The sequence below is a fragment of the Bradyrhizobium sp. AUGA SZCCT0431 genome (assembly GCF_018131065.1).
Classification (GTDB): Bacteria; Pseudomonadota; Alphaproteobacteria; order Rhizobiales; family Xanthobacteraceae; genus Bradyrhizobium.
This window is the reverse complement of the sequence record NZ_JAFCLR010000052.1, coordinates 1-25,381: the sequence shown is the minus strand read 5'-3', so window position 1 is coordinate 25,381 and position 25,381 is coordinate 1. Positions and strand designations below refer to the sequence as shown.

General features: G+C 62.3%; 29 protein-coding genes. 18 read left to right on the top strand and 11 right to left on the bottom strand.

Annotation, left to right across the window (positions count from 1 at the left end):
- Positions 1–56: 56 nt before the first annotated feature.
- The 4 genes from JQ567_RS33625 to JQ567_RS33610 all read left to right on the top strand — a co-directional run bounded on the left by JQ567_RS33625 (position 57) and on the right by JQ567_RS33610 (position 4,561).
- Complete coding sequence (locus JQ567_RS33625; protein ID WP_212442801.1) at positions 57–1,184, top strand: acyl-CoA dehydrogenase family protein; 1,128 nt, start codon at positions 57–59, stop codon at positions 1,182–1,184.
- A 151-nt stretch (positions 1,185–1,335) separates the two neighbouring features.
- A complete protein-coding gene (locus JQ567_RS33620; protein WP_212442800.1) occupies positions 1,336–2,583 on the top strand; it encodes an acyl-CoA dehydrogenase in 1,248 nt (415 codons plus the stop codon).
- A 17-nt stretch (positions 2,584–2,600) separates the two neighbouring features.
- Entirely contained in the window at positions 2,601–3,845 is a 1,245-nt protein-coding gene (locus JQ567_RS33615) for an acyl-CoA dehydrogenase (protein WP_212442799.1), read from the top strand.
- Positions 3,846–3,847: 2 nt separating this feature from the next.
- A complete protein-coding gene (locus JQ567_RS33610; RefSeq protein WP_212442798.1) occupies positions 3,848–4,561 on the top strand; it encodes a nitroreductase in 714 nt (237 codons plus the stop codon).
- A gap of 79 nt (positions 4,562–4,640) precedes the next feature.
- Here JQ567_RS33610 and JQ567_RS33605 read toward each other — a convergent pair whose 3' ends face one another.
- Positions 4,641–4,898 (bottom strand): hypothetical protein, encoded by a 258-nt coding sequence (locus JQ567_RS33605; protein ID WP_212442797.1) that lies wholly within the window; start codon positions 4,896–4,898, stop codon positions 4,641–4,643.
- A gap of 287 nt (positions 4,899–5,185) precedes the next feature.
- Entirely contained in the window at positions 5,186–5,971 is a 786-nt protein-coding gene (locus JQ567_RS33600; RefSeq protein ID WP_212442796.1) for an enoyl-CoA hydratase/isomerase family protein, read from the bottom strand.
- 157 nt (positions 5,972–6,128) lie between these two features.
- Here JQ567_RS33600 and JQ567_RS33595 point away from each other — a divergent pair, with 157 nt between their 5' ends.
- The 3 genes from JQ567_RS33595 to JQ567_RS33585 are packed head-to-tail and all read left to right on the top strand — an operon-like array spanning position 6,129 to position 7,897.
- Positions 6,129–6,308, top strand: a complete 180-nt coding sequence (locus JQ567_RS33595; RefSeq protein ID WP_212442795.1) for a hypothetical protein — start codon at positions 6,129–6,131, stop codon at positions 6,306–6,308.
- A gap of 18 nt (positions 6,309–6,326) precedes the next feature.
- Entirely contained in the window at positions 6,327–6,995 is a 669-nt protein-coding gene (locus tag JQ567_RS33590) for a Crp/Fnr family transcriptional regulator (RefSeq protein ID WP_212442794.1), read from the top strand.
- Positions 6,996–7,012: 17 nt separating this feature from the next.
- The gene (locus JQ567_RS33585) at positions 7,013–7,897 is read left to right on the top strand and encodes a DUF6537 domain-containing protein (protein WP_212442793.1); all 885 of its coding nucleotides are present in this window, start codon (positions 7,013–7,015) and stop codon (positions 7,895–7,897) included.
- 31 nt (positions 7,898–7,928) lie between these two features.
- Here JQ567_RS33585 and JQ567_RS33580 read toward each other — a convergent pair whose 3' ends face one another.
- Entirely contained in the window at positions 7,929–9,332 is a 1,404-nt protein-coding gene (locus tag JQ567_RS33580) for a TAXI family TRAP transporter solute-binding subunit (protein WP_212442792.1), read from the bottom strand.
- Between the two features lie 414 nt (positions 9,333–9,746).
- On the opposite strand from JQ567_RS33580, the gene JQ567_RS33575 reads away from it, so the two are divergent.
- Positions 9,747–10,100 (top strand): DUF3307 domain-containing protein, encoded by a 354-nt coding sequence (locus tag JQ567_RS33575; RefSeq protein ID WP_212442791.1) that lies wholly within the window; start codon positions 9,747–9,749, stop codon positions 10,098–10,100.
- 377 nt (positions 10,101–10,477) lie between these two features.
- Positions 10,478–10,879, top strand: a complete 402-nt coding sequence (locus tag JQ567_RS33570; RefSeq protein ID WP_212442790.1) for a hypothetical protein — start codon at positions 10,478–10,480, stop codon at positions 10,877–10,879.
- Between the two features lie 144 nt (positions 10,880–11,023).
- On the opposite strand, the gene JQ567_RS33565 is transcribed toward JQ567_RS33570, so the two are convergent.
- Both JQ567_RS33565 and JQ567_RS33560 read right to left on the bottom strand, forming a co-directional pair.
- Positions 11,024–11,344, bottom strand: coding sequence for a YkgJ family cysteine cluster protein (locus JQ567_RS33565; protein WP_212442789.1), 321 nt, complete (start codon positions 11,342–11,344; stop codon positions 11,024–11,026).
- Positions 11,345–11,391: 47 nt separating this feature from the next.
- The gene (locus JQ567_RS33560; protein ID WP_212037851.1) at positions 11,392–12,090 is read right to left on the bottom strand and encodes a YafY family protein; all 699 of its coding nucleotides are present in this window, start codon (positions 12,088–12,090) and stop codon (positions 11,392–11,394) included.
- Positions 12,091–12,219: 129 nt separating this feature from the next.
- Here JQ567_RS33560 and JQ567_RS33555 point away from each other — a divergent pair, with 129 nt between their 5' ends.
- Positions 12,220–12,471, top strand: coding sequence for a hypothetical protein (locus JQ567_RS33555; RefSeq protein ID WP_212442788.1), 252 nt, complete (start codon positions 12,220–12,222; stop codon positions 12,469–12,471).
- A 67-nt stretch (positions 12,472–12,538) separates the two neighbouring features.
- Complete coding sequence (locus JQ567_RS33550) at positions 12,539–13,270, top strand: glutathione S-transferase family protein (RefSeq protein WP_212442787.1); 732 nt, start codon at positions 12,539–12,541, stop codon at positions 13,268–13,270.
- Positions 13,271–13,357: 87 nt separating this feature from the next.
- Here the strand turns inward: JQ567_RS33550 and JQ567_RS33545 are convergent, their stop codons facing one another.
- The 4 genes from JQ567_RS33545 to JQ567_RS33530 all read right to left on the bottom strand — a co-directional run bounded on the left by JQ567_RS33545 (position 13,358) and on the right by JQ567_RS33530 (position 16,971).
- Complete coding sequence (locus tag JQ567_RS33545; RefSeq protein ID WP_212442786.1) at positions 13,358–14,578, bottom strand: ABC transporter substrate-binding protein; 1,221 nt, start codon at positions 14,576–14,578, stop codon at positions 13,358–13,360.
- A 271-nt stretch (positions 14,579–14,849) separates the two neighbouring features.
- Positions 14,850–15,176, bottom strand: a complete 327-nt coding sequence (locus JQ567_RS33540; protein WP_212442785.1) for a hypothetical protein — start codon at positions 15,174–15,176, stop codon at positions 14,850–14,852.
- A gap of 171 nt (positions 15,177–15,347) precedes the next feature.
- Positions 15,348–16,193, bottom strand: coding sequence for a dienelactone hydrolase family protein (locus JQ567_RS33535; RefSeq protein WP_212442784.1), 846 nt, complete (start codon positions 16,191–16,193; stop codon positions 15,348–15,350).
- 133 nt (positions 16,194–16,326) lie between these two features.
- Complete coding sequence (locus JQ567_RS33530; RefSeq protein WP_212442783.1) at positions 16,327–16,971, bottom strand: pyridoxamine 5'-phosphate oxidase family protein; 645 nt, start codon at positions 16,969–16,971, stop codon at positions 16,327–16,329.
- 123 nt (positions 16,972–17,094) lie between these two features.
- On the opposite strand from JQ567_RS33530, the gene JQ567_RS33525 reads away from it, so the two are divergent.
- On the top strand, positions 17,095–17,988 hold the full coding sequence (locus tag JQ567_RS33525) for a LysR family transcriptional regulator (protein WP_212442782.1): 894 nt from the start codon (positions 17,095–17,097) through the stop codon (positions 17,986–17,988).
- Between the two features lie 15 nt (positions 17,989–18,003).
- Here JQ567_RS33525 and JQ567_RS33520 read toward each other — a convergent pair whose 3' ends face one another.
- Complete coding sequence (locus tag JQ567_RS33520) at positions 18,004–18,444, bottom strand: PaaI family thioesterase (protein ID WP_212442781.1); 441 nt, start codon at positions 18,442–18,444, stop codon at positions 18,004–18,006.
- A gap of 195 nt (positions 18,445–18,639) precedes the next feature.
- Here JQ567_RS33520 and JQ567_RS33515 point away from each other — a divergent pair, with 195 nt between their 5' ends.
- Both JQ567_RS33515 and JQ567_RS33510 read left to right on the top strand, forming a co-directional pair.
- Positions 18,640–19,212 carry a TetR/AcrR family transcriptional regulator gene (locus JQ567_RS33515; protein WP_212442780.1) on the top strand — a complete coding sequence of 191 codons (573 nt, stop codon included), beginning with the start codon at positions 18,640–18,642 and terminating at the stop codon, positions 19,210–19,212.
- Positions 19,213–19,227: 15 nt separating this feature from the next.
- On the top strand, positions 19,228–19,656 hold the full coding sequence (locus JQ567_RS33510; protein ID WP_212442779.1) for a PaaI family thioesterase: 429 nt from the start codon (positions 19,228–19,230) through the stop codon (positions 19,654–19,656).
- A 141-nt stretch (positions 19,657–19,797) separates the two neighbouring features.
- On the opposite strand, the gene pobA is transcribed toward JQ567_RS33510, so the two are convergent.
- Positions 19,798–20,967 carry a 4-hydroxybenzoate 3-monooxygenase gene (gene pobA, locus JQ567_RS33505; RefSeq protein ID WP_212442778.1) on the bottom strand — a complete coding sequence of 390 codons (1,170 nt, stop codon included), beginning with the start codon at positions 20,965–20,967 and terminating at the stop codon, positions 19,798–19,800.
- A 270-nt stretch (positions 20,968–21,237) separates the two neighbouring features.
- Here pobA and JQ567_RS33500 point away from each other — a divergent pair, with 270 nt between their 5' ends.
- From JQ567_RS33500 to JQ567_RS33485, 4 genes are all read left to right on the top strand, one after another.
- A complete protein-coding gene (locus tag JQ567_RS33500) occupies positions 21,238–22,254 on the top strand; it encodes a TRAP transporter substrate-binding protein (RefSeq protein WP_212442777.1) in 1,017 nt (338 codons plus the stop codon).
- 193 nt (positions 22,255–22,447) lie between these two features.
- The gene (locus JQ567_RS33495) at positions 22,448–22,957 is read left to right on the top strand and encodes a TRAP transporter small permease (RefSeq protein ID WP_192737094.1); all 510 of its coding nucleotides are present in this window, start codon (positions 22,448–22,450) and stop codon (positions 22,955–22,957) included.
- Positions 22,958–22,963: 6 nt separating this feature from the next.
- Positions 22,964–24,280: a TRAP transporter large permease gene (locus JQ567_RS33490; protein ID WP_212442776.1), complete on the top strand. Its 1,317-nt coding sequence runs from the start codon at positions 22,964–22,966 to the stop codon at positions 24,278–24,280.
- A gap of 4 nt (positions 24,281–24,284) precedes the next feature.
- Positions 24,285–24,746 (top strand): DUF3237 domain-containing protein, encoded by a 462-nt coding sequence (locus tag JQ567_RS33485; protein WP_212442775.1) that lies wholly within the window; start codon positions 24,285–24,287, stop codon positions 24,744–24,746.
- Positions 24,747–25,381: the final 635 nt, after the last annotated feature.

The window sequence follows — 25,381 nt, the reverse complement described above, 5'->3', positions numbered from 1 at the left end:
CGCAGGGACGACGAACCAAAGAAATACACCTCAAACATCAACCCGAGTAACACGCCATGAATTTCGATTTCTCCGACGAACAAAAGCAGATGCGCGACGCGGCGAGGAAGTTCCTTGCCGAGAAGTGCCCGCCGAAAGCGGTGCGTGAGGTACTGGACGGCAAGGCGACCTACGACAAGGCCTTGTGGAAGGGCCTCGCCGAAATGGGTTTCCTCGGCGTTGCGATCCCGGAAGAGTTTGGCGGCGCCGGTGCCGGGCATCTCGAACTTTGCGTGATCGCCGAGGAAATGGGCCGCGCGCTGGCGCCGGTGCCGTTCTCCTCGACGGTGTATCTCGCCGCCGAAGCGCTGCTGCTTGCGGGCAGCGACGCGCAGAAGCAGAAATGGCTGCCGAAGATCGCCTCCGGTGACGCGATCGGCACGCTGGCGCTGTTCGAAGGCAAGGGCAATCCGTCGCCGCAGGCGATCAAGCTGCAGGCCTCGGGCGGCACGCTGAGCGGCGTCAAGAAGCCGGTGCCTGACGGCGCCATCGCGGATTTCGCCGTCGTCGCCGCGCGCACGGGTTCGACCGGCCGCGATGCCGATATCTCGCTGTTCCTGGTCGACCTCAAGGCCGGCGGCGTCGAGGTCAGATCGCTGACCAACATCGACCCGACCCACGACCAGGCTGAACTCACCTTCAAGAACTGCAAAGCCGAGCCACTCGGCGCCGCCGGTGAAGGCTGGGGCATTCTCACGCAAGTGCTCGATCGCGCCGCGGTCCTGATGGCGTTCGAGCAGGTCGGCGGTTCCGACCGCGCGCTGGAGATGGGCCGCGACTACGCGCTCGACCGTATCGCTTTCGGCCGGCCGATCGGCTCGTTCCAGGCGGTGAAGCACATCCTTGCCGACATGTATGTCTCGGCAACGCTGGCGCGATCGAATTGCTATTACGGCGCCTGGGCGCTCTCGACCAACGCCTCGGAATTGCCGGAAGCCGCCGCCGCCGCCCGCATCAGCGCGACGCAGGCGTTCCAGCATTGCTCCAAGAACAACATCCAGGTCCATGGCGGCATGGGTTTCACCTGGGAGTTCGACTGCCACATGTACTACCGCCGCGCCAACGCGACCGCAGTGACGCTCGGCAGTCTGTCCTATTGGGAAGATCAGCTGATCGACCGCATGCGCAAGAAGAACGCGGCGTAAATAACAATGGTGTCGTCCCGGCGAAGGCCGGGACCCATACGCCGGGGACTATCGATGAGAAGATGCCGCCAGACGCCAGTACAACATCGGGCATCGGTGGCTATGGGTCCCGGCCTTCGCCGGGACGACGATGGATTTGAAAGATGATTCGATGAATTTCGATGACACCCCGCAGGAGGCCGCGTTCCGCGCCGAGGCGAAAGCCTGGATCGGAGCCAACGCGCCGAAGCAGTACGAGGAAGAGCTGCGCAAATCCTCGCTCGGCCGCACCGTGCTCAAGGGCGCCAACATCTTCGAGGTCGCAAAGGCCTGGCAGAAGAAGAAAGCCGACGCAGGCTGGGCCTGCCTGCATTGGCCAAAGGAATATGGCGGCCGTGGCTCGTCGCCGATCGAGCGCGTGATCTGGCAGCAGGAGGAGGGCCCGTTCGGCAAGCTTTCTGGCATGTTCATCATCGGCCACGGCATGTGCGGGCCGACCATGATGGCGTTCGCGGGCGAAGAGGAAAAACGAAAGTATCTGCCGCCGCTGGCCTCAGGCGAAAAGGTCTGGTGCCAGTTGTTCTCCGAGCCCGCCGGCGGCTCCGACGTTGCTGGCCTCCGCACCCGCGCCGAGAAAACGGGCGACGACTGGATCATCAACGGCCAGAAGATCTGGACCTCCGGCGCGCATTATTCGGACTACGGCATCCTGCTGACGCGCACCGATCCCAACGTCGCCAAACACAAGGGCCTCACCATGTTCTTCCTGGACATGAAGAGCCCCGGCGTCGAGGTGCGGCCGATCAAGCAGGCCAGCGGCCAATCCGATTTCAACGAGGTCTACTTCACCGATGTGAAGATCCCGGATTCGCAACGACTGGGCGCCGTCAATGACGGCTGGAACGTCTCGCTGACCACGCTGATGAATGAGCGCATGTCGATCGGCGCCGGCGTTTCCACCGGCTTTCCGGAGCTGTTCGATTTCTGCAACAGCCTGATGCTCGACGACGGTCCCGCGATCGAGGATCGCAACGTGCGTTCCAGGCTGGCGAACTATGCCGTGAAGGCGAGCGGGCTGAAATACACCAGCATGCGCGCGATCTCGGCGCTGTCGAAGGGCGATCGTCCGGGTCCCGAGAATTCCATCGGCAAGCTGGTCGCCGGCTCGATGGTGCAGGAAGTCGCGATGTACGCGCTCGATTTGCAGGGCGCCGCCGGCGCCCTGAGCGGGCCGGAGGATGCGGAAGTCGCCGGAAAGTTCCAGGCCATGCTGCTGCGTGCGCCGGGCACCCGCGTCGAGGGTGGCACCGACGAGATCATGCGCAACATCATTGCCGAACGCGTGCTTGGCCTACCCGGTGACATCAGGGTCGACAAGGACGTGCCGTTCAACAAGATTCCGACCAAGGGACGCGCGTAAGCGCGAAAGGAGCCGCCATGAACTTCGACGATACCCCGCAGGAAGCCGAATTCCGTAGCCTCGCCCGCAAATGGATGGAAGCCAACGCGCCGAAAAAATACGAGGCCGAGCTTTCCAAATCCTCGCTCGGCCGCATCCGGCTGGAGAAGGAAGAAATCGTCGATGTCGGCAAGGCCTGGCAGAAGAAGAAGGCCGAAGGCGGCTGGGCCTGCCTGCACTGGCCGAAGGAATATGGCGGCCGCGGCGCCACCCCGATCGAGAAGGTGATCTGGCAGCAGGAAGAAGGCGTCTACGGCAAGCTGACCCAGCCGTTCCAGATCGGCGAGGGCATGTGCGGCCCGACCGTGATGGCGTTCGGCAGCGAGGAGCACAAGCGGCATTATCTGCCCAAACTTGCCTCCGGCGAACATATCTGGTGCCAGCTGTTTTCGGAGCCGGCCGGTGGTTCCGACGTCGCGGGCCTGCGTACCCGAGCCGAGAAGAAGGGCGACGACTGGATCATCAACGGCCAGAAGATCTGGACCTCGGGCGCGCATTATTCCGACTACGGCCTGTTGATCACGCGCACCGATCCCAACGTGCCCAAGCACAAGGGCCTGACGATGTTCTTCCTCGACATGAAGAGCAAGGGCGTCGAGGTGCGGCCGATCAAGCAGGCCAACGGCATGCAGGAGTTCAACGAGGTCTATTTCACCGACGTCGTGATCCCGGATCACCAGCGCCTCGGCGCGGTCGGCGACGGCTGGAACGTCTCGCTCACCACGCTGATGAACGAGCGCATGTCGATCGGCTCGCGGCTGGCGACCGGCTTCCCCGAAATGTTCGAGTTCTGCTCCAATTTGATGACCGATGACGGCCTTGCGATCGACGATCCCGCTGTCCGTTTCAAGCTCGCGCATTGGGCGGTGAAGGCCAGTGGGCTGAAATACACCAGCTACCGCGCGATCTCGTCGCTGTCGAAGGGCGAGCGTCCGGGGCCTGAGAATTCGATCGGCAAACTGGTGTCGGGCACGATGCTGCAGGACATCGCGACTTATGCGATGGACCTGGAGGGTGCGGCCGGTGCGTTGACCGGGGCGGATGAAGAAACCGCAAGCGGCCAGTTCCAGCAGATGCTGCTCTCTTCGCCCTCGATGCGTATCGCCGGCGGTACCGACGAAATCCTGCGCAACATCATCGCCGAGCGCGTGCTCGGTCTGCCCGGCGATATCCGTGTCGACAAGGACGTGCCGTTCAACAAGATTCCGACCAAGGGGCGATGATCATGGATGCAAAAGCGCCGAAGGCGCGAAACGCGACCGAAGACCGCATCGGCGTGCTCGAGGAATTGCTCGGCGAACGTTACTCGGTGCGCGCCTTCCTGCCGCAGCCGGTGCCGCGCGAGACCATCGAGCATATCCTCGCCGTGTCGCAGCGCACCGCGTCATGGTGCAACAGCCAGCCATGGCAGGTGCTGATCGCGAGCGGCGAAGCCAAGGAGCGGTTTCGCAAGGCGATCTATGCGGAGGCTTCCTCGGGCGGCAAGGACGACCATGATTTCACGCCGCCGCGCGAATATCTCGGCGTCTATCTCGAGCGCCGGCGCGAGAGCGGATTCCAGCTCTACAACACGCTTGGCATCGCCAGAGGCGACAAGACGGCGTACGCGAAGCAGGCGCTGGAGAATTACAACTTCTTCGGCGCGCCGCATGTCGCTGTCATTCACACCGACGAGCCGCTCGGCACTTACGGCGCGGTCGATTGCGGCGCCTATGTCGGCAATTTCATGCTGGCGGCGCAGGCGCTCGGCCTCGGCACCATCCCGCAGGCCGCACTGGCGCGGCATTCCGGGCTGATCCGCCGGCACTTCAATCTCGCCGATGACCGCCGCGTGGTCTGCGGCATTTCGTTCGGCTTTGCCGACAATGCGCACAAGGTCAACAGCTACCGGACCTCGCGCGCAAGCGTGGCCGATACGGTCACGTTCTTCGACGAATAGAGCAAACAAGTCAGCGCACAGGAAAAGCCCCGATCGCCAATGGCGTCCGGGGCTTTTCGCTATCTGGATTCAGACGGGATCAGTAGGCGCAGACATTGACGGTGCGCAGGCGCAGACCGCGACGGGTTTCGATCCAGCGCTGCTGGAGGCAGTCGTTGTAGCCATAGCCGGTGTTGAGGTAGACGCCGCCGAAGCCGACGCCGAAGCCGTGACCCCAGCCGTGACCCCAATGGCCGTGGTGGTGGTGATGATGGAAGGGGCCGGCGGCGGCGGGCGCAGCAGCGGCGAGGGTGAGGGCGGTGGCGGCGATCAGTCCGAGGGTAACCTTGCGAAGCATTGTATTCTCCAATTGAATGGCGCGGGGGCCGTTGTTTCGTCCCTGCACCTCTGTCGGCGCGACGTGAATATTCGTTCACGCCGGTTCTGGAGAATCGTGTTTCAGGAATGTTTCGTGGGATGGAGGGGGTCGACACTTTTTCTTCCCTTCTCCCCTTGTGGGAGAAGGTGCCTTCGCGCAGCGAAGGCGGATGAGGGGTTTGCATCCGCGGACAGAGACCCCTCATCCGGCGCTTCGCGCCACCTTCTCCCACAAGGGGAGAAGGAAAAGGGGGAGAAGGGAAGAATCTAGAATCGCGGCGGGCGTTTTTCGGCGAAGGCCTTGATGCCTTCCTTGATCTCGTCGCCGCGCATGCTCTCGCGGTGGCGCTGGTTTGCGGCGACCTCGTCGAGCTTGCCACGGGCGAATTCGTTAATGGCGCGTTTCATGCCGCGCATCGCGACAGGTGCGTTACCGGCGAGGATGTTCGCAAGCTTGCCTACTTCCTCGTCGAGCATCGCAATCGGCACCATCGCGGTGAGATAGCCGATCCGCAGCATCTCCGATGCCGGGATACTCTGCGCCGTCAGGAACAATTTCTTCGCGTTGTCGACGCCGAGGCGCGTCACGTAACGCTCGATGCCGCTCTTGTAATAATGCAGGCCGAGCCGCGCCGCCGGCATGAACATTTCAGCTGTGTCGACGCCGATGCGGAAATCGCAGGCCAGCGCCAGATCGGTCGCGCCGCCATAGACGCCGCCGTTGAGCCGGCAGATCGTCGGCACCCCGAGATCTTCCAGGCGGTTGACCACCACCTCGAATGCGGAGCCGGCGCTCTGCTCTTCCCTGGCGCTGGTGGCGCGGTCGGCGACCGAATTGAGGTCGTAGCCGGCCGAGAAGGCGCGGCCGGTGCCGGTCAGCACCAGCACCCGGATGTCAGGATCGGCCTCGATCCGGTCGAACAGTCTCACGAGTTCGCCGAGATCCTCGCTCTGCAGCCGGTTCAGATGTTTCGGCCGGTTGAGGCGGATGGTGGCGCGCGCACCGCTGATGTCGAGGAGCGGCGAGCTCGCCGCCTCGGGTGAATTGGGCATATCGTTCTCCATTCTTTAATTGTTCTCGAGCGCGCGCCGATTGGCTTCGGCGTTCGATGGCTCCGCGAGGTTCGGAACCGCGCTATCACCAGCGCCCGCAAACTGCCCCCCTCCGGAGAGGCCGTCAACGGCGGCGGGCAACGCGCGAGCATGCCTCATGAGTGCATCGCAGGGTGCATCGGTTGAGACGGCGCTCGAGGCAGGTCGGGGTCAAATTTTGCCCGGAATCGGCGAATATCCCGGCAAATCGTCGTTCTTTCCTCGTATATCAAAAATGGCCTGCGGCGATTACGATAGCGGGCACTGCGATAATATCGCGAAAAAATTCACTCCGTGAAAAATTGGTTGGCTTCCAATGGATCCGTCTCATCTCGCACAACACGCCGGCACCGCCGGCACGCTCTTCGCGTCGATCTTCGTGATCGCCACCACCACGATGCGGACCATGATTCCTTTGCGGGTGTTCGGAATTCTCGCCAACATCGTCCTGTTCCTGACCGCCATTCCGTCCCGTAACTATCTGGTCATGGTGGTGCAGGTGGCGATGCTGCTGGTCAATTCCTACCGGCTGCACCAGATGCTGCAGCTCGTGCGCGACGTGAAAAAATCGGTCAACAGCGACCTGTCGATGGAATGGCTGAAGCCGTTCATGACCGAGCGCGATTGCGCGGCCGGGGAAATGCTGTTCTACAAGGACGAGAAGGCCGAGGACATGCTCTACATCGTCAGCGGCAAGTTCAAGCTGGTCGAGTCCGGCATCGTCTTGCCGGTCGGCGCCATCGTCGGCGAGCTTGGCATGCTGTCGCCGTCGAACATGCGCACCCAGTCGCTGGAATGCGTGGAGGCCGGCCTTGTGCTGAGCGTCAGCTACAGCAAGGTCGAGGAACTCTACGTTCAAAATCCGGCGTTCGGCTTTTACTTCCTTCGCCTCGCCAGCGCCCGGTTGTTTCAGAATCTCGAGACGCTGCAGCATCAGCTGGCCCAGCAAACGGCGGCATCTGCCGCCGGGCCGAAACCCGCGTAGAGGCCGGAGCTAAGGGAGTGTCAGACCGCGGTTTCCTGTCGTCGCTCCGTTATCTGTTCGCCGATTTCATCGGTGAGGAGGACGACACCCCGCCATTCCTGCCCGAGGGCTTGCCAGAGGCGGTGACCGATGTCGCGAGCGATGCCATCCATCTGCTGATCGACTATCAGAGCACGAGTTATGCGCAGCTTTATGTCGACCGGCTGCGGCGGTTCGTCGGCCGCAACGGGGTCGATGATGCGATGCTGGCCGAGATCGCGCGGCTGATGGCGGTGCGCATGAGCTACGAGGATCCGATCCGGATCGCGCAGCTCAAGCTTGCCGAATTCAACGAGGGGTTCGGCAGGAACTACAATCCGGCCGTCGATATCAGGAAGTTCCGGGTCGATGAACTGGTCAGCGCGCTTCCCGCCATTATCGCGGAATATCTGATCGATGCGCTTAACTGGGCGGGGTGGGCGCACAAGCGGATTTCCATCCGTTTCAGCGCGGCAAGCCGTCTCGGCGTTCGCCGCCTCAAGATTGAAGCCGGGCTGAAGCGATGGCGGCGCTATTCGGTGCGCTACGCCAAGGAACGGCTGTGGGTCGAACGCTGGCTGCACATGATCAGCCGCAGCCTGGACAAACAGCCGGCCGCGGCTCCCGAAATCGTGCAGACCGCGACCATGATCGAGGGCTATGGCGACGTCTACCGTCAGGGCATGGCGGACTGGAACGCGATCATCGATGGCCTGGCCAAGCCGACCTTCGACGGCGTGCTGGCGCTATCTGATCTCGCCGGAGCGGTAGCGGAAGCGCGTGCGGCGGCGCTGCCCGATCCACGGCAGGCCGCGCTCAAGCGCAAGATCGCTGATATCAGGGAGCGGGTGCCGGCCAGCGGCTCGAGCGCTGCCGCGGGGTGAAATGCGATCTGGTCTTAGCCCGGTAGCGTGATTACGCGCTTTGCGCGGTCTTCACGGCTACCACCTTGTCGTCCTGGGGCGGCGGGTGCCGCTTCAGATGATCGCGGCGCATGCCGATTTCGTCGCGCACGAATTCATAGCCGAGCTTGAACGTATCCAGCCCGTCGCTGGATATGGCGCCGTCGCGCAGCCCTATCACCACACGCCGAAGGATGGCTTCAAGCTCGTCCTGCAGTTCGTCGAGCGCGTCGAGGGATTTGGCATCCGCCATCCGCTCGCCGATATCGAGAATGGCGGTGGCCAGCTGGCTGGCCCTTTCGGGCGCGATGCGTGTGACCTTGGTGTAGATGGTGGCGAACAGCGAGCCGATGATGCCCAGCGCCGCGATGGCAACATACATCAGGTCACTGTAGCGCTCCACGAACGACTTGATCTCGTCGTTGATGTATTCGGTAGCCCCGGGATGCGCGACAATGAAGGCATCCTTGTCGGTCGCGGCCGGTTCGATCTTGGAGGCGAAGCCGCCGTCGAGCGCGAGTTCGGCCTTGTTCTCGTAGATGATGCGCGCGAGGTCGCTGACGGTTGTCGTCGACAGACTTGACTGCGCGACCAGCAGCCATTGCAGCCCGATGGTCTCGATATCTTCCTCGGGCAGCGTCGGCGACGCCGACAGCATGCCGGTCGTGACCGTTTCCTCCGAAAGGGCAGGATGTTTCCGGGTGATCGCCTTCGCGGCGTCGATCGCGTTCAGCGTGAAGCCGCCGCGCCTGGCATGTTGCTCGTAACTCCTGTCCTTCACAACCTTCGAGGCATGGACGACCGCGACCACGGCGCCGAAGCCCGACGCGAACAGTCTGTCGAAGGTCGACCCCGGCGGTGCCATCTGGATTCGTGCCGCTGCTTCCGGCTGCTCGGAAAGCTCGAGCATATTCCGGATCAGCGTGACGCTGCTCTCACGGTCGGCGACGACGGCGATCTTCTTTTTCTTCAGCTCGGTGACGGTCTTGATCTTTTTGCCGGCGGGACTGATCAGCAGCAGCAGGTCGTGTTCAAGGATCGCAACCGCGCGCGCCCGGGACGGGATTTTCGCGTCGGTGCGCAAAATCGCCAGGTTGGCTTCCTTGCGGTCGAACTGGGCGACCGCCTTGGCGTTGTCGGCGTTGGGCACGATCTTGAGGTGCAGCCGCGACGAATTGTTCTTCAGGACGGCGGCAAGCCGGGCCGCAAAACGCGCCTCGGGCCCATTGGCTTCGCCGACGGCAAAGACCAGCGTCTCCGAATTTCGCACCAAAGCCCGGCCGCCCCACATCGTTGCGGCGGTGAGAATCAGGGTCAGGATCGAGAACAGCACGATCTGGGAGCGGTTGCTTTTGACGACCGGCATACGGAGGCGCCGTGGCATACCGGGTTTTGGCGTGGGGGCTTCAGCGCTCATGGCTATACCCGGTCGGAGGACATCCCGCCGCCAAATCGGCGTCGCAGGCCATCCAAATGAATTCGTAAATGCCTAGAAACGAACGACAATTTCCCTGCGCGGCAATGATATCCTGCCCCCGCCGGATTGCAAATCGCGCCCCCCGCCGATAACCTTACCCGCGCAAGCTGCGCGCCGATGCCGCAGTATCGCCGTTGGGCCACACCACGTTTTTTTCCAGCCGCCCACAGGTGCATTCCGGTCCGGGAGGTGCCATAAATAACGGCAACGTTCACGTCCGGGTTCGAGAAGAAAATTCGCTGACAGCCTAGACCCCCGGTTTTATTGCCACCTCGTTAGTCCCAGCAAAGGGCGTCAGCTTTGTTGTTTCCTTCCATGTCGTCGTCGGTCCCGGTTGTTGCGCTGGTGGGATGGATGTTGCTTCTCACGGTGAAGCACATCATTGCCGACTTCATTTTTCAGACTTCCTGGATGGCGATCGGCAAGGACCAGAAGACCGGCTGGGCGATGCCGTTGCTGGCGCACTGCTCGGTGCATCTCGTGACATCATTGGTGCTGATCATGGTGGTCGCGCCGCGGTTCTGGTTCGTCGCCTTTATCGACTTCGCCATCCACATCACGATCGATCGCGCCAAGGGGATCTGCGCATCGTCCTTCGGCGTGACGCTGGAGAATGAGCATCCCTGGTTCTGGACGCTGATCGGCGTCGATCAGGCACTGCACCATCTCACCGGCTTCGGCCTGGCGATCTTCATGGCGGCGAACTGATCCGGTCAGAGCGTTTTCCAGCGAAGCATGCCCTCGGACTTGATCCGGGGGGTGGATACCGGTTCGCGTAAAGAAAACGCATCAAAACAAGAATCCAGAGCCGCCGTTCCGATTCCATCGGAACGGAAAAGGCTCTGGCGGACCGGAGTATTCCGGATAGGCACCAGCCTCCCTCACGCATAGCCTAGCCTGGTCTGCACGTGACCGCCGGCCAGCCTGTGGCTGTAGGGATTTAGGCGCAATTCGCGCCAGGCGAATCACCGGCCGCGCCGGTCCGATTTGGTCGAAACTGGCAAGAGCACCGGAACACTACTGGTACGGGTGGTTAACCTTTCGTTAGAGTATTGCACTGCATCTTCCGCATAGGGAGAACCGCAATGTTTTCAAGCCGCGAAGCCTTCGAGAACGATTTCTGCCCGGTCCGGGACGAGTTGCTCGGCGAGATGTACCGCGCCAACGCCAACGGCCTGCCGCTTCTGGTGGAGAGTGTCTCCTCCGAGACGCGCGCGATGCTGGCGCTGTTCTGCTACCGCCGCAGCCACCTGCACTCGCTGGCCCTTGCCATTGCCGCCAGTTGCACCGAGCGCGAGCTGATCTCGCTGGGCGGGCGCGTCGGCTCGACCCTCTACGCGCTGTCCCGCGGACCGGCCGCGCGCTCCGCACCCTCGTCGTCCTACGGCAACCGCAAGCCGATCACGCTCTCGACCAAGCCGCTCTCCACCTTCGCTCCGATTGAAGATCTCGACGACGAAGACCTCGCCGAAGCGGTGCCGGCGTAAGTCTCCTTCAGTCGTCCCGGCCTTGAGCCGGGACCCATAACCACCAGCGGAAATTGTTTCGCACGCTGGTTGTTATCTTCCTTTTCCAACAACACGGGCCGCGGCGTATGGGTCCCGGCTCAAGGCCGTGACGACGGCGGTGAACTACACTAGCACCGCCAGCCCATGCCTTTTCCGCGCCATCGCGCATTCGGGATCGCCGGGCATGCAGGTCCGGCATACCTCGGGCCGCACCGCATAGATGGTGCACGCCGTCGCCTCGCCGACCTTGCCTGACAACGCTGAACAGCGGTCGCCGTCGCAGCGCATTCCCGACTGCCGCTCGTTCACGAACTTTTCCGGTATCAGATCGAGGTCGGCATCATCCTCGGTCGTGAATCGCGGCCAATTCTGCGAATAGCTGCAGCAGGCGCCGCAGGCCTGGCAGGGGCTTTCGCTGGCAGATGTTGATCCGGCTTCATCCATCGCTGCCGTTTAGCGCGGAATGATGCGCCCGGCCAGTCGCGGATTGGTCAGGTATCCTTTGGGGCTTCCCAGACCAGGCTGCGCCGCCATTTCGCCCGCAGCAAATCGCGCCGCTCCGGATATTTTTCGTCGTGGTACACCGCGTCGACGACCCGGTCGGTGCGAAAGCTCCGGAAATCCTTCCGCAGCTCGCACCACGCCGCCATGATCCGCACCGCCTCGTGATAGCCGATCGCAATCGGCCAGATCGTGCGTTTGCTCTCGCGGCCATGTTCATCGCGATAGTCCAGGGTGATCTTCTTGCCCTCGTGAATCTGGGCGCGTGTCCGCACCATGTCGATACGGTCAGGTTCCCGGTTCCAGACCGACCGAGCGCGGCTTGCAGGTTCGAGAACAAAAGGCCGCAACCGTTCCGGGACCGTGTCGGCGATCTTCGCCATCAGGTCCTGCGCGGCGCGCGCCAGCACGGGATCGGCATGGCCTACGACCCATTGCGCGCCGAGCACGGCGGCCTCGATCTCGTCGGGTGTCAGCATCAACGGCGGCAGGTCGAATCCCTTCTCCAGGATGTAGCCCATGCCGGCCTCGCCGCGGATCGGCACGTGCTGTTCGATGAGCGTTGCGATGTCGCGATAGATGGTGCGTTTCGAGGTCTCGAGTTCGGCCGCGATCGCGTCCGCCGTCAGTGGCTTTCGCGTGCGCCGGAGCACCTGAATGATCTGGAACAGCCGGTCGGCGCGTCTCATGGCGAGTCTCTTTTCTGGTCGCTTTTCGCAAGTCCACTTTTCATAGGCCCGCCTGGCCGATGCTGACAGCATGTTGGCAGCAGGGGGTCTGTATATCGGGACAACACCTCAACTGAAGGGAATTTGTCCATGACGATTTTCAGCGAATTTGGCCCCCTGGGAAGCCGCCGGCGTCTGGTGGATACCCAGGCCTTCGCCCTGGAACAGCTGGTTTCCATCCACTGCGTCACGTCAGATCTGCGCTGGGCGATGGTCGAGCTGGCATGGCGCTCATTCACAGCAATGTGCGCCTTTGCGCAAGGGCAGTTGCTGTCGTGGGCCCGTGGGCGCCGTGCGCCGCGGGAAGAAGAAGGTCGCGGCCGGCATTGCTGCTGCTGCTGACACCACGGTGGCAGCAGGGCGTCGCTAGGCTTTCCCCACGTTCTTAAGGAAATCAGGAGTTTTTCGGATGATCACGCTCTATGGCTTCGGCACCGGCTTTGGCTTGCCGGAAATCAGCCCCTTTGTGACCAAGACCGAGGTCCAGCTGAAGATGGCTGGTCTTGCCTATCGCAAGGAGAAGGCGATGCCGCCGGCCTCGCCCAAGGGGCAGCTGCCATACATCGTCGACGAGGCCGAGAGCATCGCCGATTCCACCTTCATCCGCGCCCATATCGAGGGCAAATACGGCTTCGATTTCGACGCGCCGCTGTCGCTGCAGGCGCGGGCGCAAGCCTGGGCGTTCGAGCGGATGATCGAGCACCATGTCTATTGGGCGCTGGTCGGCGCCCGCTGGGTCGATACCGAGAATTTCGCCAAGGGACCGGCGCACTTCTTCGACGGCGCGCCGGAGCACCTGCGTGAGAAACTGCGCGAGGACGCGCAGTTCCGGGTGGCGGAGAACTATCTGTTGAGCGGCCTCGGCCGCCACGCTCCGGAAGAGGATGTCGATCTTGCGGTCCGGTCGCTGTTTGCACTGTCGGTTCAGCTCGGCGACAAGCCCTATCTGTTTGGCGACACGCCTTGCGGCACCGATGCCACCGCCTTCGGTGCGATTGCCGGCATCCTGACGCCGTACTTCGAATCACCGCTGCGGCAGCAGACCGAGAAGTTCGGCAACCTGACCGCCTATGTCGACCGGATGATGCTGCAATATTATCCCGAATTCGGCTGGGCGCCGCTGCAGCAGGAGGCTGCGTAAGGATGAACTCAGAGATCGGCGACGGGCAGGTTTGCTCGTCGTCCGCTTCTCCGACGCAGATTGGTCTGTTGTTTCGCCCGGACGCAGCTATTTTTGGGCCCGGGAGAAAGCCGTTTCGAGCACGTCGCCGATTGGTTGCCAACTACGGCCGTCGAATTGAACCAGTCGCAGGTGTTTGATCGGCCGGAAATCCCAACGTCCAGTGTTGATTTTGATTCCGGGTAGCAAGATCGAGCCCTGGTAGTCTTCGAGGGCCGCTGCCTGCTTCATGACGTTGTCGCGAGACAGGTCATCGCCGCATTGTCTGAGCACCTGGGCGAGTGTCTCGGCGGCCGCGTAGCCGAACATGGCGGCGCTGTCGTCGTTGCCTCCGGCCCGGTTGTATTTTTCAATGAAAGCCTGCCAGTCCTTGACGGCTTGTTCGTCCTTCCAGACCGGATCATTGGCATCCTTCAGGAAGGTAGCGGTGATGACGCCGAGGGCCTTTTCCGGGCCGGCAGGCTTTAGCACCGTCGCAATCGACGACGACATGTGGTTCAGCAGGAACACCGGGTGCCAGTTCAGTTCCGCCGCGCTTCGGATCACTTTCGTCAGGTCCGCAGGCGCGCCCGCAAATACAAAAATCTCGGCGCCCGATCGCTTCAGGACCGATACGTGAGTGCCCAGATGCTCGTCTGCGACATCGTAGGCGATGTCGACCTTGATCATCCGGGCGATGTCCCCGAGCCCGTCTTGCAGCCCCCTGAACAGTTCACGACCAAAATGATCGTTTTGCCAAAGCGCGACGATCCTTTTTCCGGGGTAGAACGCCTGGATGTAGTTGGCGTAGATGCGCCCCTCTTCTCGAATCGAGGGTTGCCAGCCCATTGTCCAGGGGAACAGGGTTGGATCGCTCAAATGATCGTCTCCGGAGGCGACAAAGAGTTGAGGAATTTGCCGCTCGTTCAGGTATGTGCGGACGGCAAAATTCCCCGGAGTTCCGAAAGAACCGAACATCAGCAGGACATTCTCTGTCTCGATCAGGTCGCGTGTAAGTTCCAGGGCGGTCGACGGATTGGATTTGTCGTCACGGGAGATGAAGCGCACCTTGCGGCCGTTGATCCCGCCACGCTCGTTGATCATCTCAAAATACGCGGCTTCGGCCTTTCCGATAGCTCCGAACGCCTCCAAACTCCCGCTATAGGGCATAACGTTCCCTATGCGAATTTCAGTGTCGGTGACATCGGGCTCGCGCACCCGCTCGGTGATCGCGCCCAAAGACGCGAGCGCCACCACGATCGCAATCGGTGTTCGGATCCAGCTCTGCATCGGACGAACTCAATTACAAAATGAGTGCAGCCGGATTTCAAGGCAGATTGAAGGCGATCAACTTGATCTGGATCAAGGACCGGAAAGCGGCGCGTGAGGCTTCGGCAAACCGTCAGAGGTGTCGTGGCGCGCACGCAGCCGCGCGATGTTTAGCGGGGGTAGACCGGAAGTCGCCGGCGTTCGATCAAACCTGCCGCGAATGACGCGAAGCCAATTCTCCGCGTCTCCGGCGTCCCGGGTAGGAACTGGCACGCGGCTTGAGTGATCTCCGTCACATCGCGCGACTTTGAGCTTGGCTACGTTCCCGATCACAGCAGGCGGTACTCGCGCTGCACCAATCGGGAGAATGACTATGACGAAGATCAAGAAGCTCATTGTTTCGGCGATTGCAGTTCTCGCTCTGAGCACTGCCTCGCTGTCTATCAACAGCGCGGCGTTCGCTGGTGGTCACGGGCATGGTGGCCACGGCGGGCACGGTGGCCACGGCCATGGCGGCCACGGCCATCACCATGGCCATCACGGCCATCACCACGGCCATCACCATCATGGCCACCATCATCATGGCCATCACCACCACGGTCACCACCACCACGGTCATTACCACCACGCCGGCTACGGCTGCTGGCGCGTGACTTCCTACGGTGTGATCAACGTTTGCCGAAGCTATTACTGATCGGATGACGTTTAGGAACTCGCCCGTGGACGACACGGGCGAGTTTTCATTTTGATCCAACCCGCCTGATGTGTCTCACCAGTTATCGGCATGCCCCTAGTTGAGGTGGCGATCGAGAAACTGGTGCAGGCGCTGACTTGCATTGCCCGCTGCCTCGCCGTTGTATTCCAGCCAGTGACCAAACAGGGTCGCGCCGGGCTTGAGGTGCGGGTAATAGAATCCATGGTACGCGCCGGGATAGACAACCAACTCGACTGGCGGTCCCTCGTTGCCCCAGCTGGCGATTTTACTGGAGCAGTCTGCCGCCGGCGTCCAATCGTCGAGGGCCCCAATGAAGATGAGCGTGGGGATCCCCGGACGCGCCATGGCCTGTTGACACGGAGGATAGAACGCCGCCGCCGCCCGGAACTGCAGATTGCTTGGAGGGCCGAACAGTTCGAACGAATTGGGCTCCGCCACAGAGAGGGCAACCCGAGCGCCTGCCGAGAAGCCGACCGCAGCCACACGGCGGGGATCGACGAAGGTTTGCCCAGCCAGGAAGACGAGCGCTCCGTAGGCATCCGGCCTGCGCCTGATGAAGGTGGCAAACGCGCTTGATGTGCAGGCGTGATCGGTACCAAGACGCGTTGCATAGCTGTCGACGAGCAGGACGACATAGCCCCGGGCGACAAGTTGATCGGTCAATTTTTGCTTTGTCGTGTCGTGCATCCCGGCACAGCCGTGCAGTCCGATGACCGCGGGAAAAGGGCCTGCGCCATCCGGCTTGGCCAGATCGCCCTGGATGCGCTCGCCCGGAATGAGCGTGCCTGAAACGAGCCGCTGGGAGGCGCTTTCAAACTCTACGCGCTCCAGCGCTGCGGCCCAAGCATCAGCCACCAGCGCACCAGGGACGCACCAAAGCATCAGCAACGCCGCGACTCGGGAAGCGACTGTTCCAGGCAATGGCGTCTCCTTGAATGTTCGCCAGTCGTCCAGCGCGTGCGATGCCTTCCGGTTTCCAGGTCCGTGCCGCTTCAGCCCTGATGCTACCGCGACTGGCGGCCAAGCGGACATGATCGATTGATCACCACACAGCTCAGTTCGCCGAAGCCGGCCGGCCCTTCAACGCGGCCAGTTCCGCCTCGAGCTCGGCGATGCGGGCGTCGCGAGAGGCCAAGGCCGTCGCGACGTCGCCCGCGTCGAATTTTTGCGGGATGTGCTGCGGACAATTGGTGTCCCATGCCGAGATCCGGAACAGGATGACCTGTTCAGGCCGCGCCTTATATCCCTTCGGCATCAACGCCAGCGTTAGCGCCGGGTCGTCATCGACCACGCGCGCCTGGCCCCAGATCTTGACGCGCCTCCGGTGCGCATAGTCCATCACGAAGATATGCGCTTGCGGGTTCTCCGACAGATTGCCTTGCGTGATGTATTGCCGGTTGCCGCTGTAATCGGCGAACGCGATCGTGTTCTTGTCGATGATTTTGACAAAGCCCTTCGGGCCGCCGCGATGCTGGATGTAGGGGTGGCCGGCGGCCGAGGCGGTGGCGAAATAGAAACTGTTGGTTTCGCCCAGGAAGCCCGCGAGATTTTCGTCGATCTCGGTGCGCCAGCCGCCGCTCTGTTCGACGCGGGCATAGGCGTCGCGCGATCCCTTACGGGCCTGCACCGCCTTCACCGCCGGGGTGAAGGCGACGTCGCTGGAATAGGTTTGGCCGGAATCGGTTTGAGCATCTGACATCGGAGCAACCCTCTTACCAAAGGCGCTAACGGCGCCCGTTCTTCTCTTCCAAGATGATCCCGCGCAGATTTAAAACAATCATCCCGATTGACACGACACTATTGCAATATATGAAATAATGGCATGGACCGTATCGATGCCATGCAGGCCTTTGTCACCGTCGCCGATTTGCAGGGCTTTGCCCCCGCCGCGCGCAAGCTCGGGCTGTCGCCATCAGGCGTGACGCGGCTGATCGCGGCGCTGGAGGACCGTCTCGGCGCCCGGCTGCTGCAGCGGACCACCCGATCCCTGACGCTCACGGATACCGGCGCCCGTTACCTGGAGCGCGCCCGCCAGATCCTCAGCGATGTCGAGGAGGCCGAAAGCGCCGCCGAGGGCGAGCGCACCAGGCCGGGCGGCCGGCTGGCGGTATCCGCCCCGAACGGTTTTGGGCGGCTTCACGTCAGCCCTGTGATGACGGCCTATCTGAAACGCTATCCCGACGTCTCGGCCGAACTCAGGCTGTCGGACCGCATGATCAATCTGGTGGAAGAGGGCGTCGATTTGGCGGTGCGGATCGGCCATTTGCCGGACTCGACGCTGGTCGCGCGACATGTCGGCGAGATGCGGCGGATCGTGGTGGCCTCGAAGGATTATCTCAAGCGGCGCGGGGAGCCCAAAACGCCGGAGGCGATCGCTACGCACGACACCATCCATTTCGGCGCCATGACCGCTGCACCGGACTGGCGCTTTGCCGCCGAAGGCCGTGAGATCCGCGTCTCGAGCACGCCGCGGTTTACCTCCAACAGCGCCGACGCCGCGATCCAGTATGCGGAAGCGGGCGGGGGCCTGACCCGGGTGCTGGCCTATCAGGCCGCCGATTCACTGAAAGCAGGAAGGCTCCGAATCGTGCTGGCGGAATTCGAGCAGCCGGCGCTGCCGATCCACATCGTCTATCCGACCTCGCGGCTGCTGTCGGCCAAGGTGCGGACCTTCATCGATCTCGTGACTGAGAGTGCGGATTGGCATTTCGGCTGACTGCAACCGACCGCGTCACACCTGTTCTGTTGCGACGGGCGCCTTCTTCGGCACCACGCGGAACGTCGCGTTGGCGCGCGCGATCACGACATCGTCGGCCTTGATCAGGCTCTGCGCAAAGCAGATCGTGCGGCCGGTCTTGATCACCTCGGTCTCGATTGCGAGCCACTGCCCGACCTCAGCGGTGCCGACGAAGTCAACCGCGAGCCCGATCGTCACGAATGACGTCGTCCAGTTCGTCGCCTGCGCGCAGCTATAGCCCATCGCGTTGTCGGAGAGGGCCGCGATCAGCCCGCCATGAATGAGGCCGCGGCCGTTGGTGTGCGGTTTTGCAAGTCGCAGCCCGATGATCACGGCCTTGTCGGTCCGCTTGGCATAAAGCGGCTCCCATGGCTCGGTGAGTGGGCTCTTGCGGGTGTGAAGCTCAAAGCCATCGGGGATTTCGGTCGCGGTCATTGGTTGTGTCTCATCTCATGGGCGAATGGCGGGCTGTTCCATTGAACGCGATCGTGCTGCGGAACGCACCGCCTACAAAGTTTTAAACGGGATTTCGGCACCCGTTTGAAACGCCTGCGGCAGAGCCGTGATTGTGCCTTGAGTATCTAGACCAGTCTATATAATATTCGCCGATCGAACAAACGGAGGGAAGGCATGTCGGCCCCGCCAAGGCATCGCGGCGCGATCGTGCGGGCGGCGGCGGCGCTGTTCCGCCGCAACGGCTTTGCCGCGACCGGGATCAACGAGATCGCCGAGGTCAGTGGCGCCCCGAAAGGCTCGCTCTATCACTATTTCCCCGACGGCAAGGACCAGATCGCCGAAGCCGCGATCCGTTTTGCCGGTGCCGGCCTCGTCGCGACGCTGGAGAAGCTTGAGAAGGAGCATGACAGCGCGGCGTCGATGATCCGGGCCTATTGCAAATTGCTGGCGGGCTGGATGGCCAAGTCGGGTTTTCGCGACGGCTGCCCGATCTCGACCACGCTGCTGGAGGCCGCGCCGCAATCCGCCATGCTGACGGCCGCCGGGCGCGAGGCGTTCGACAGCTGGCGTGCCGTGATCGTGCGCGCGCTGCTGCGCGACGGTTTTGGCAAGGCCGAGGCAAAGCGGCTCGCGACGCTGACCGTGTCCGCGATCGAAGGCGCGCTGATCCTGTCGCGTGTCGAGGCCAGCTCAGCGCCGATCGACGACGTCGCAAAGTCGCTTGCGAGCGCACTGCAAGTCCGCTGATGGAGGGTTGAGGCCATGGCAGAAACGCATCTCGATCGGAAGGAAATCGAATCCTTCATCTCCACGCTGGCCTTCGTGCGGGAATATGCCATCCGCGTCGCCTCGGCTGCGCCAGGCGAGGTCGTGATCGAACTGCCGTTCGACGATCGCTTCTCGGGGCCGCCGGGGCAATTCCCGGCCTCGATGGTCGGCACCGCCGGCGACGTCGCCGCCGTATCGTCCTGCCTGTCCCTGCTGCCGCGCGGATGGGCGACCGCAACGCTCGACTTCACGATCAAGATGACCGGCGTCGCCAAAGGCGAGAAGCTGCGCGCGCGGGGCCGGGTGCTGCAGGCCGGCCGCACCAACTCGGTGGGCGCCGCCGACGTCTACATCGTATCGGCAGAGCAGGAGACGCTCTGCGGCACCGTGCTGGCGACGACGAGGAATTTCCTGATCAAGTAACGGTCGTAGAATCCGGGAAGCGAACGAGGTGGGCACTACTGTCGCCACGCGTCATTGCGAGGAGCGTAGCGACGAAGCAATCCATTTTTCGTCGTGCGGTGAGGTGGATTGCTTCGCTTCGCTCGCAATGACGGTGGTGAGCTAAAGCGGCAACCCCACGTAATTCTCCGACAGCGACGCCGACGCGGCTTTCGAACTGACCAGATATTCCAGCTCCGCGAGCTGAATCCGCGCGCCAAACTCGCCCTGATCGGGGAATTTGTGCAGCATCGAGGTCATCCACCACGAGAACCGCACCGCCTTCCAGACCCGCGTCAGCGCCTTCGCCGAATAATTGTCGATCCCGGCGGAGGATTTCTCGTCGTAATATTCGCGCAGCGCCTGCGAGAGGTAATGCACGTCGCTGGCCGCCAGATTCAATCCCTTGGCGCCGGTCGGCGGCACGATGTGGGAGGCATCGCCGGCCAGGAATATTTTTCCGAACCGCATCGGCTCGGCGACAAAGCTGCGCAACGGCGCGATGCTCTTTTCGATCGACGGCCCGGTGACGAGTTCATCGACCGCCTTCTGGTCGAGCCGGCGTTTCAGTTCGTCCCAGAACCGCTCGTCCGGCCATTGGTCGATATGGTCGTCGAGCGGACATTGCACGTAATAGCGGCTGCGGTGGGTCGAGCGCATGGTGCACAGCGCAAAGCCGCGCGCATGGTTGGAATAGATCAGTTCAGGGCTGACCGGCGGGGTTTCGGAAAGAATCCCGAGCCAGCCGAACGGATAGATCCGCTCAAACGTCTGGATCGCCGATGGCTTGACGCTGGCGCGGCTGACGCCGTGAAACCCGTCGCAGCCGGCGATGAAGTCGCAGGTGATCTCGTGGCTGACGCCGTCCTTGGTGTACGTGACGCGTGGGCGGTCGGTGTCGAAATCATGCGGTTTGACCTCGCTGGCCTGATAGACCGTGGTGAGGCCGGCGGCCTTGCGCGCGTTCATCAGGTCGAGCGTGACCTCGGTCTGGCCGTAGATCATGACCGTCTTGCCGGTCGCCGCGTGCATGTCGATACGGTGCCGCGCGCCGCCGAACGCCAGTTCCACGCCATGGTGCACCAGGCCCTCGCGATGGGCGCGCGCGCCGGCGCCGACCTCGTCGAGCAGCGCCACGGTGCCCTCTTCCAGGAGGCCGGCGCGGATGCGGCCGAGCACATATTCCGGGGTCTGGCGCTCGAGAATGACGTTATCGATGCCGTAGCGGTGAAGTAGTTGCCCAAGCAACAATCCAGCCGGCCCGGCGCCTATGATTGCGACTTTAGTCCGCAATTGCTTGCTCCCATGGTCTGATACAGATTGGCACGCCGACGCTTGCGCGAGGTGTTGCAATGATAATTATATCATATAACAATTTTCGCAAAGAGCGTTGGTGCGAAACATTGTCTTTTGTTGCGTTGCACCGCAAGGCCGTCCTGTCGATGGACGAGTGGAAGCGCCGCACCAAACGTCCGGCTTGAAAAGCCGCGCCAACTATATAACATGTTAAATAACGCGACCGGGCGCCAAGCCCGCCTTCATGCGCAAAGGGAGAGAATGTCGATGAGAAAAGCGTTTTTGGCGCTGCTGCTCGCCGCCAGTGTGACGCCTGCGATGGCGCAGGAAAAAAACTTCGAATTGAAATTGTCGCATTGGGTGCCGGCGTCGCACCCGCTGCAGAAGGCGCTGGAAGACTGGGGCTCCGCGGTCGAAAAGGAATCCGGCGGCACCATCAAATACAAGGTGTTCCCGGCCCAGCAGCTCGGCAAGGCGTTCGACCATTATGACATGGCGCGCGACGGCATCGCCGACGTCACCTATATCAACCCGGGTTATCAGCCCGGCCGCTTCCCGATCATTGGCGCCGGTGAATTGCCGTTCCTGATGTCGGACGCCAAGGGCGGCTCGATGGCGCTCGACGCCTGGTACCGCAAATATGCCGAGAAGGAGATGAAGGACGTCAAGTTCTGCCTCGGCTTCATTCACTCGCCCTCCACGTTCCATTCGCGCACCAAGAAGATCGTGGTGCCCGACGACATCAAGGGCATGAAGATCCGCCCCGCCCACGCCACCATGGCGAATTACGTCACCCTGCTCGGCGGCACCAACGTGCAGTCGTCGGCGCCCGAGGTCCGCGACATCATCGAGCGCGGCGTCGCCGACGCCGTCACCTTCCCGTGGGGATCGGTGCTGCTGTTCGGCATCGACAAGGTGACGAAGTATCACATCGAGGCGCCGATCTATGTCACGACCTTTGCCTTCGTGATGAACAAGGACAAGTACAACCAGATGTCCGACCGCCAGAAGAAGGCGATCGACAACAATTGCAACACCGAGGCCGCCGGCCGCGTCGGCGGGCCCTGGGGCATCTACGAGAACTCCGGTGTCGAGAAGATCAAGGCGCTGCCCGACCACGAAGTCTACAAACTGTCCCCGGAGCAGACGGCGCTGTGGAAGAAGGCGTCCGAGCCGCTGATCAAGACCTGGGCGGACAACGTCAAGAAAGCCGGCGGCGACCCGGATGCGGCGATGACCGAGCTCCGCGCCGAACTGACCAAACACAACGCCCTGGCGCAGTAGAAGACTCGTGGTTCTCCCTCTCCCGCTTGCGGGGGAGGGCGGGGTGGGGGTGTCGCCGCAGTGAGAATCTTCGTGTGGAGAGAGCCCCCACCCGGCGCTTCGCGCCGACCTCCCCCGCAAGCGGGAGAGGTGAACTGAATTCTGGGCGCCACCGAATTTTCATCAACTCGCTTAAGTCTTAGGACCTCCCCACATGAATCGCGCTTCGATGGATCGTTTCATCGATACGATCGAATGGATCGCGGCGGCATTTGTCGGCATCGTCGCCGCCAACATTTTCCTGGCCGTGCTGCTGCGTAACATCTTCAACTATTCGATCCCGGATTCCTTCGACATCGGCCGCATGATGCTCGGCATCCTGATCTTCTGGGGCATCGCGGCAACCAGCTATCGCGGCGGGCATATCACCGTCGATCTGGTCTGGGCCAATGTCGGTCCGAAATACCAGCGGATGATCGACGTTTTCGCCACCCTGGTGCTGCTGTTCGTGGTGGCGGTGCAGACCTGGACGCTGTTCGACAAGGTGCAGGGCACCTACAACGACAATGTCCTGACCTTCGACATGCGGATGCCGACCTGGCCGTTCTTCGCGATCGCGTGGGCGGGCGACGCCTCCGCGGTGCTGCTGATCGCGATCCGCACCTACCGCCTGATCTTCCATCCGGAAGACATCCATGATGCCAAAGAAACCACGGTGGAGTAGGGCATCATGAGCACCGACGCCGTCGCCATTCTCGGATTTGTCGCGCTGTTCGCGCTGATGCTGCTGCGCGTGCCGGTGGGCATGGCGATGGGCCTCGTCGGTGTCACCGGCTTTGGATATCTCGTCGGTTTTTCCCCGGCGCTGAAAATGGTCGGCCAGACCTCGATGCGCACGGTGACCGACTATACGTTCGGCGTCATTCCGATGTTCCTGCTGATGGGCGCCTTCGTCAGCAACTCCGGAATGAGCCGCGAGCTGTTTCGCGCCGCCAACGGCTTTGTCGGCCATTTGCGCGGTGGGCTGGGCATCGCCACGGTCGCTGCCTGCGGCGGCTTTGCCGCGATCTGCGGCTCGTCGGTGGCGACGGCCGCGACATTCTCCGCCGTCGCCTATCCGGAAATGCGCCGCTTCGGCTATCCGCAATCCTTCGCCACCGGCGTGATCGCGGCCGGCGGCACGCTGGGCGCGATGCTGCCGCCATCGACGGTGCTGGCGGTCTACGGCATCATCACCGAGCAGGACATCGGCAAGCTGTTCATGGCCGGCATCATTCCCGGCCTGCTCGCCATGGCCATGTACATGGTCACGATCTCGCTGATCGGCTGGTTCCGGCCCGATTTCCTGCCGAAGGGACCGCAAACCACCTGGCGCGTACGCTTTGCCGGCCTGAAAGACATCTGGGCGCCGGTGCTGCTGTTCGTCTTCGTGATCGGCGGGCTTTACGGCCTGCCGTTCCTGCCACGCTTCACCCCGACCGAGGCGGGCGGTGTCGGCGCCACCGGTGCGTTCCTGATCGGCGTGCTCACCGGGCGGCTGAACAAGGAAAAAATCCTGAACTCGCTGCTGCAGGCGACCCGCACGGCAGCGGCGGTATTCACCGTGCTGATCGGCGCCTTGATCTTCGGCTATTTCCTCACGGTGACGCAGACCCCGCAAAAGGTCACCGAACTGCTCACCGGCCTCGGGCTCGGCCCCTACGGCATCCTCGCGCTGATCATGGTGATGTATCTGGTGCTGGGCTGCCTGATGGACGCGATGGCCATGATCATCCTGACGGTGCCGATCATCTTCCCGGTCATCATGCATCTCGGCTTCGACCCGATCTGGTTCGGCGTCATCATCGTGATGACGGTGGAACTGGGCCTGATCCATCCGCCGGTCGGCATGAACGTCTTCGTCATCAAGAGCGTGGTCAAGGACGTGTCGTTCACCACCATCTTCCGCGGCGTGATCCCGTTCGTCGTGACCGACCTGATCCGCCTGGTGATCCTGATTGCATTTCCGATCCTGGCGCTCTGGCTGCCGCAACGCATGATGGGTTAACCCGATGAAACCTCAGCTTGAGACCAAGTATGTCTTCACGCTCACCGTCCGCATCGGCGAGGTGACATCGGCCGGCGAAACCGGTCACGGCGTGCGGCGGATCATCCCGATCCTCGGCGGCGAGGTGCGCGGCGAAGGCGTCAACGGAAAAGTCTGCGCGTTCGGCGCGGATTTTCAAGTTATTCGGCCCAACGAATTGATCGAGCTGGAGGCGAAATACGCCTTCGAGACCGACGACGGCGCGACCGTCTATGTCGAGAACAAGGGCCTTCGTTTCGGCCCGGTCGATCTGCTGCAAAAGCTGAAGCGCGGCGAGCCGGTCGATCCCAAGCTGATCTACTTCCGCACCGTGCCGAAATTCGAGACCGGCCACGAAAAATACCGCTGGCTGATGGAAAACCTCTTCATCGGCTCCGCCGCCCGCCACGCCGACCGCGTCGTCATCGACGTGCATCAGGTGTTGTAGCCATCGTCGTCCCGGCCTTGAGCTCAGATGCGCAATTGCGCATCGGGGGACCCATACGCCGCGGCGGACATAGGTGAAAAAGGAAGATAACGACCAGCGTCTGTACCAATTGCCGCTGGTGGGTATGGGTCCCGGCACAAGGCCGGGACGACGATTACAACAGCGGACAGTTGCGACAAATCAACCCGACGGGCAAATCACTTCTGATTTACGGAAATCATGTCAAGCCCCAGAATAAAAAATATTTCTGTTTACCAGAAGGAAAATCAGGCGCACATATATCGCCATCCCGTCCTACTCAGAAGGGCGTCGGCCGTCGTCACGGACGTTGGACGGGTTGCGGTGGACGCTGAGGTGCTGGCGACGAACGGCACTGAAGCGTACGGCGAAGTCGTGTGGTCCTGGCGCCCCGTTGCTGGTGTCAAGTTCCTGAGAAGCCAAAAGCTGATCAGGAGCGATGGTGGCAAGAAAGCCCGTTCACCAGGGAGAGCACGATATAAGCCGTAAAGCCATTGCGCAGGGAAGGCCGGGTGTTCTCCGCTGGACCTGTATGCTCGTGTGCGCATTTTTCTGTGCAAATTGCACACGGGACCGCGGGTGCAGCGCGCACCCGGTCTTCCCTGCGCCCTTTCAAT